The organism is Solimonas flava DSM 18980, assembly GCF_000426685.1.
Taxonomy (GTDB): Bacteria; Pseudomonadota; Gammaproteobacteria; order Nevskiales; family Nevskiaceae; genus Solimonas; species Solimonas flava.
Window position 1 is genome coordinate 65,725 of sequence record NZ_AUFV01000019.1, and the last position, 6,761, is coordinate 72,485.

At 68.7% G+C, this 6,761-nt stretch carries 6 protein-coding genes; 5 read left to right on the forward strand and 1 reads right to left on the reverse strand.

Annotated features, from left to right (window positions below):
- Nucleotides 1–12 precede the first annotated feature (12 nt).
- The 5 genes from leuA to K343_RS0117340 all read left to right on the forward strand — a co-directional run bounded on the left by leuA (nucleotide 13) and on the right by K343_RS0117340 (nucleotide 6,433).
- Complete coding sequence (gene leuA / locus K343_RS0117320) at nucleotides 13–1,707, forward strand: 2-isopropylmalate synthase (RefSeq protein WP_028009142.1); 1,695 nt, start codon at nucleotides 13–15, stop codon at nucleotides 1,705–1,707.
- 157 nt (nucleotides 1,708–1,864) lie between these two features.
- Nucleotides 1,865–3,781 (forward strand): ammonium transporter, encoded by a 1,917-nt coding sequence (locus K343_RS22720; RefSeq protein WP_051278669.1) that lies wholly within the window; start codon nucleotides 1,865–1,867, stop codon nucleotides 3,779–3,781.
- 264 nt (nucleotides 3,782–4,045) lie between these two features.
- Nucleotides 4,046–4,675 (forward strand): uracil-DNA glycosylase, encoded by a 630-nt coding sequence (locus K343_RS0117330; protein ID WP_084615968.1) that lies wholly within the window; start codon nucleotides 4,046–4,048, stop codon nucleotides 4,673–4,675.
- Complete coding sequence (gene rimI / locus K343_RS0117335; RefSeq protein ID WP_020650353.1) at nucleotides 4,672–5,145, forward strand: ribosomal protein S18-alanine N-acetyltransferase; 474 nt, start codon at nucleotides 4,672–4,674, stop codon at nucleotides 5,143–5,145. The genes K343_RS0117330 and rimI overlap by 4 nt, the downstream gene beginning before the upstream one ends.
- A gap of 40 nt (nucleotides 5,146–5,185) precedes the next feature.
- Entirely contained in the window at nucleotides 5,186–6,433 is a 1,248-nt protein-coding gene (locus tag K343_RS0117340) for an MFS transporter (RefSeq protein ID WP_028009144.1), read from the forward strand.
- A 9-nt stretch (nucleotides 6,434–6,442) separates the two neighbouring features.
- On the opposite strand, the gene K343_RS0117345 is transcribed toward K343_RS0117340, so the two are convergent.
- The coding region (locus K343_RS0117345) for an IS5/IS1182 family transposase (RefSeq protein ID WP_028009145.1) at nucleotides 6,443–6,761 on the reverse strand (319 nt) is incomplete at its 5' end.

The following is a 6,761-nucleotide window of genomic DNA, read 5'->3' on the forward strand; positions in this document are numbered from 1 at the left end:
GCCGTCATGACCATGCTGAAAGACCCGTCGACCAAGTACCGCTCGTTCCAACCCGTCCACCTGCGCGACCGGCAATGGCCGGACGCCGTGCTCAAGAAGGCGCCGGCCTGGCTGTCGATCGATCTTCGCGACGGCAATCAGGCGCTGATCGAGCCGATGAACGTCGAGCGCAAGCTGCGCATGTTCCGCGAGCTGGTGCGCATCGGCTTCAAGGAGATCGAGGTCGGCTTTCCGAGCGCCTCGCAGACCGAGTTCGATTTCGTCCGCCGCCTGATCGACGAAAAGCTGATTCCGGACGACGTCGCGATCCAGGTGCTGACGCCGGCGCGCGAGCACCTGATCCGCCGCACCTTCGAGGCGCTGCAGGGCACCCGGCAGGCGATCGTGCATATCTACAACGCCGTCGCGCCGGTGATGCGCCGCGTGGTCTTCAACATGAGCCAGGACGAGGTCGTCGACCTGGCGGTCACGCACGTCCGGCTGGCGCGCGAACTGGCGGCGCAGTATCCGCAGACCGACTGGCGCTTCGAGTATTCGCCGGAAATGTTCTCGAATACCGAGCTGGAGTTTTCCAAGCGCGTCGTCGACGCCGTCGTCGACGCGATCGGCGCGACGCGGGAGAAGCCGGTCATCATCAACCTGCCGTCGACGGTCGAGCTGTCGACGCCGAACATCTTCGCCGACATGGTCGAGTGGATGCATCGCAACGTCGCCAGGCGCGAAGCGATCGTCCTGTCGATCCATCCGCACAACGATCGCGGCACCGGCCTGGCCGCCGGCGAGCTGGCGCTGATGGCGGGGGCCGACCGCATCGAGGGCACGCTGTTCGGCAACGGCGAGCGCACCGGCAACTTCGACATCGTCAACATGGCGCTGAACCTGTATACGCAGGGCGTCGATCCGGGTCTGGATTTCTCGGACATCGACGAGGTGCGCCGCACCGTCGAGTACTGCAACCAGCTGCCGATCTCGCCGCGCCATCCGTACGTCGGCGATCTGGTCTTCACCTCGTTCTCGGGCTCGCACCAGGACGCCATCAAGAAGGCCTTTTCCGCGCGCCAGCCGGGGGACTTCTGGGACATTCCGTACCTGCCGATCGATCCGAAGGACCTGGGCCGCAGCTACGAAGCGGTGATTCGCGTCAATTCGCAGTCCGGCAAGGGCGGCATCTCCTACCTGCTGGAGCACGAGTACGGGCTGGTGCTGCCGCGCCGTCTGCAGATCGAGTTCAGCCAGGTCGTGCAGGAGGCGCTGGACGCGTCGGGCCGCGAGATGTCGGCCGAGGACATCGGCGGCCTCTTCACGCAGCAGTACTTCGACGCGCAGCGTCCGTACGGCTACGTCTCGCATCATCTGGTCGAGGATTCGACGCGCAACGAGGTCGAGCTGGCGACCGAGATCACCGTCGACGGCCGCACGCAGAAGCTGGCCGGTCGCGGCAACGGACCGATCGACGCTTTCATCGCGGCCTTGTCGCAGCAGATCGGCGAGAAGCTGACGGTGGTCGACTACCACGAGCACGCCGTCACCGCCGGCGCCGATTCGGCGGCGGTCGCCTACATCGAGCTGAAACTCGGCGATGGCAAGGCCCTGTTCGGCGCCGGTCGCGATCCGAACATCGTCACCGCCTCGCTGAAAGCCGTGCTGTCCGGCCTCAACCGCACGCTGGCGCAGCGCGGCGCCGCCGACGAACGCCGCGTCGCCTGACGCCGGGCTGACGGACACCGGCCCCGGTCCGCCGCCGCGCGCGGCGGGCCGGGTCTGCCGGTAGGCGGGCCATCACGGCCAGTCCGCGGCCGCGGCTGCCGGGGCGGCGGGCCGCGGCGCAGACTGCGGCGGCGTTCTCACCGGTCTGTGCCGCGACATGTCGATTCATTCGCCCGTCGATTATCTCTGGGTCCTCGCTTCCGCGGTGCTCGTGGTGCTGATGCAGGCCGGCTTCACCTGCGTCGAATCCGGTCTGGTGCGCGCCAAGAACAGCATCAACGTCGCGTTCAAGAACCTCATCGATTTCTGCATCGCCTCGGTGCTGTTCGGCCTGCTCGGCTTTGGCCTGATGTTCGGGACCAGCTGGCACGGCCTGGTCGGCGAGGTGCCGGACATCTTCATGAAGACGCCCGACGCCTGGATGGCGACGCTGTTCTTCTTCCAGCTCGCGTTCTGCGGCACGGCGACGACGATCGTTTCCGGCGCGGTCGCCGAGCGCATGCGCTTCTCCGCGTACTGCCTGTCGGCGGTGCTGGTGTCGCTGCTGATCTACCCGATCGCCGGACACTGGGCCTGGGGCGGCCTGCTCGAAGGCCTGCATACCGGCTGGCTCGGCCGTCTCGGCTTCATCGACTTCGCCGGCTCGACGGTCGTGCACTCGGTCGGCGGCTGGGTTTCGCTGGCCTGCCTGCTGATCCTCGGGCCGCGCCTCGGTCGCTTCGGCCCGAACGGCCGGCCGATCGAAGGCTACAACCTGCCGGTCGCGACGCTCGGCGTCTTCCTGCTCTGGGTCGGCTGGTTCGGCTTCAACGGCGGCAGCACGCTGGCGCTCGACGGGCGCGTGCCCGGCATCATCGCCAACACCGCACTGGCCGGCGCCGCCGGCGGCGCGGTGGCGATGGTCCTGACCTGGAAGCTGCTCGGTGTACCGGCGGTCGATCGCATCATGAACGGCGTGCTCGCCGGCCTGGTCGGCATCACCGCCAACTGTCATCTGGTGACGCCGGTCGCGGCGCTGTTCGTCGGCGCCGTCAGCGGCGTGATCTGCGTGCTCGGGACGCTGCTGCTCGAACGCCTGGAGATCGACGACGCGGTCGGCGCGGTGCCGGTGCATCTGTTCGCCGGCATCTGGGGCACGCTCGCCGTCGCGCTGTGCGCGCCGGACGGCAGCTGGGGCGAGGGCGTGACGCGCTGGCAGCAGTTGCAGATCCAGGTGCTCGGCGTCGTCAGCGTCGGGGCGTTCGCGTTCGGGCTGTCCTACGCGGTGCTGCGCCTCGTCAACCTTTGGTGGCCGCTGCGTGTCAGCGAGGACGACGAGCGCATCGGCCTCAATATCGCCGAGCACGGCGCCAGCAGCGCGGTCCTCGATCTCATCGTGCAGATGGACCGCCAGGCCCGCAAAGGCGACTTCTCGACGCGTGTCGAGGTCGAGCCGGAGACCGAGGCGGCGCGCATCGCCGTGTTCTACAACGCCGTGCTCGACCAGTTCTCGGTCGAGACCAATCGCCGGCAGATGGCGATGCGCAAGCTCGCCCAGCTCGCCAACTACGACACCCTGACCGGCCTCGGCACGCGGCGCCTGTTCCAGGAAGCCGTGCAGCGCGCGGTGCGCAGCGCGCAGGCCGGCGCGCACAGCGGCGCGCTGCTGTACGTCGATCTCGACGACTTCAAGCTGATCAACGACCGCTACGGCCACGCCTTCGGCGACGAACTGCTGCGCCACGCCGCGCGGCGCATGGCGGCGCTGGTGCCGGTCGAGACCGGCGTGCTCGGCCGTCTCGGCGGCGACGAGTTCGCAATCCTGCTCGATCGCCTTGGCGAGCCGTCGCAAGCGCAGGCGTTCGCGCAGGATCTGGCCGATCGCCTGCTCGCGGCGCTATCCGAGCCGCTGCAGATCCAGGGCCATGCGTTCCGTATCCACGCTTCGGTCGGCATCGCGCTGTTCGACGGCGGCGACGACGCGGCGGCGATCGTGCGCCGTGCCGACGAGGCGATGTATACCGCCAAACTGGCCGGCAAGGGCGGCTGGCGCCGGCACGGGCCGGAGGCCGAGGACTTCGCGCCGGCGCTGTGAACGACGCGGCCGGCGAGCAGGCCCGGTAAAATGCCGCGTATGGATTCCGCCCGTCGTCAGCGCGCGCTCAGATTGCTCGGCCTCGAAGCCTGGCAGCGGCGCGGTGCCGTGTCCGAGCCGGCGCCCGCGGCCGCCGCCGAGTCGCCCCGTCCGGCGATGTCCCGTCCGGCGGCATCGGATCCGGCGCCGGCGCGCGTGGCGCCTGCCGCCGCGCGCCCGCCGGTCGCGGCGGCTGTTGCGCCGCCGTCCGCCCGGCCTGCGTCCGTGCCCGCGGCACCGGCACCGGCACCGCCGCGCGAGGTGCCGGGCGACTGGAGCGGTCTGCGCGCGGCCGTCGCCGGCTGCGAAGCCTGCAAGCTGTGCCGCACGCGCACCCACACGGTGTTCGGCGTCGGCGACGAGCACGCGCCGCTGATGATCGTCGGCGAGGGGCCGGGCGCCGACGAGGATGCGCGCGGCGAACCCTTCGTCGGCCGCGCCGGCCAGCTGCTCGACGAAATGCTGAAGAGCATCGGTCGTTCGCGGCAGCAGCACGACGCCGCCAGCGCGGTGTTCATCGCCAACGTCGTCAAGTGCCGCCCGCCGGGCAACCGCGATCCGGAGGCCGACGAGGTCGAGGCCTGCCGGCCGTACCTCGATCGCCAGATCGAGCTGGTGCGGCCGAAGCTGATCGTCGCGCTCGGCCGCGTCGCCGCGCAGCGCCTGCTCGATACCGACGCGCCGCTGTCGCGGCTGCGCGGGCCGCTATATCACTACGGTGCGGCGCACACGCCGCTGCTGATCACCTACCATCCCGCCTATCTGCTGCGCAGTCCGCGCGAGAAGGCGAAGAGCTGGGACGACTTGAAGAAGATCCATCAATTCCTCGCGCAGCCGGTGCAGGCCTCGCCGTGAGCGCGCAGCCGCAGGACATCTGGCGCCTGTACCCGATGCATCCGGCGCACCTGCCGCAGGTGATGGAGATCGAGCGCGCCGCGTACACGCATCCGTGGACCGAGGGCATCTTCAACGACTGTCTGCGCGTCGGCTACAGCGCCTGGGTGGTGACCAACACGCTCGGCGAGGTGCAGGCCTACGCGCTGATGAGCATGGCGGTCGGCGAGGCGCACATCCTCAACATCTGCGTCGCGCCGGAGCAGCAGCGCCTGGGCCTCGCGAGCTTCCTGATGAAGCACCTGCTGATGGTCGCGCGCGCCGCCGGCGTGACGCTGATGCTGCTCGAGGTGCGCAAGTCCAACAAGGCCGCGCAGCGGCTCTACGACGCCTTCGGCTTCAAGAAGATCGGCGAACGCCGCGGCTACTATCCGGCCGTCGACGGCCGCGAGGATGCCCTGGTGCTGGCGCTCGAACTGGTCGGCGCATAAGAACGTCCGCCGCCGAGCCGGCGCGCAAGGGAGTGTAGGGATGCACAGCGATCGCCGCGCCCGTTGGTCCTGGGCGTTCTACGACTGGGCCAACTCGTCGTTCGCGACGACGGTGATGGCCGGCTTCTTTCCGTTGTTCTTCTCGGCCTACTGGGCGCAGGACCTCGCGCCCGGCGAACGCACGTTCTGGCTCGGGCTGGCCAGCTCGCTGGCCAGCGTGGTGGTCATGATCCTGGCGCCGCTGCTCGGCGGCCTGGCCGACCGCAAGGGCTACAAGAAGCGTTTCCTGCTGCTCGCCACGGTGCTCGGCGCGGCGTCGACGGCGGCGCTGTTCTGGGTCGCCAAGGGCCACTGGCCGCTGGCGCTGACGCTGTTCGCGCTCGGCTCGATCGGCTTCTTCGCCGGGACCTCGTTCTACGATTCGCTGATCGTCGCGGTGGCCCGGCCCGAGGAAATGGACCGCACGTCGGCGCTCGGCTACGGCCTCGGCTATCTGGGCGGCGGCCTGCTGTTCGCGCTCAATGTCTTCATGTTCCAGAAGCCGCAGGCTTTCGGCCTCGCCGACGGCGCGCAGGCGGTGCTGTGGTCGTTCCTGATGGTCGGTGTCTGGTGGATGCTGTTCTCGCTGCCGCTGTTCCGCCACGTGCACGAGGCGCCCGTCGCCAGCGACGCGGCCTCGGACTGGCACGAGCTGGTGCGCACCTTCCGCCAGGTGCTGACGATGAAGCCGGTGCTGCTGTTCCTCGCCGCGTACTGGCTCTACATCGACGCCGTCGACACCATCATCCGCATGGCAGTCGATTACGGCACCAAGCTCGGCTTCGAGCCGGGCGCGCTGATCAAGGCGCTGCTGATGGTGCAGTTCATCGGCTTCCCGGCGGCGGTCGCCTACGGCTGGCTCGCCGACCGCTTCGGCACCAAGCGCATGATCTACGTCGCGCTCGTGGTCTACGCCGGCGTCACGCTCGGCTCGTACTGGCTGCAGTCCGAACGCGACTTCTATCTGCTCGCCGCCGCGATCGGCTGCGTGCAGGGCGGTATCCAGTCATTGTCGCGCTCGTACTACGCGCGCCTGATCCCGGCCGGACAGTCCGGACAGTTCTTCGGCTTCTACAACATGCTCGGCAAGTTCGCCGCGGTGCTCGGCCCGGTCGTCGTCGGCCAGACGGCGCTGCTGGTCGACAACCAGCGCCTGCCGATCCTGACGCTGCTGCCGTTTTTCCTGATCGGTGGCTGGCTGCTCGCCCGTGTGCGCGAGCCCGCCAGGGCGTCCGAAGCGCAGCCCTAGGGCCTGTCATCAATTGAGCAGGATGTTGGCTGCGACGCAGTAGATGGCCCCGAGGAAGTTTCGAGCGGTCTTGTCGTATCGAGTGGCGATGGCCCGATATTGCTTGAGCTTGGCAAAGAAGTTCTCGATCAAGTGCCGAGCCTTGTACAGCGCTCGATCGTAATCGCGCATCACTTTGCGTGTTGGATGAGAAGGGATGACGATCTGTGCGCCGATGTGCTGCATCGGTTCGATCACTCGCTCGTGGGCGTCGTAGGCCCGATCGGCGATTAATGCTTGAGCGGACAGGCCGGGCAGCAAGGCGTCGGCCCCTTCCAGGTCCGAGGCT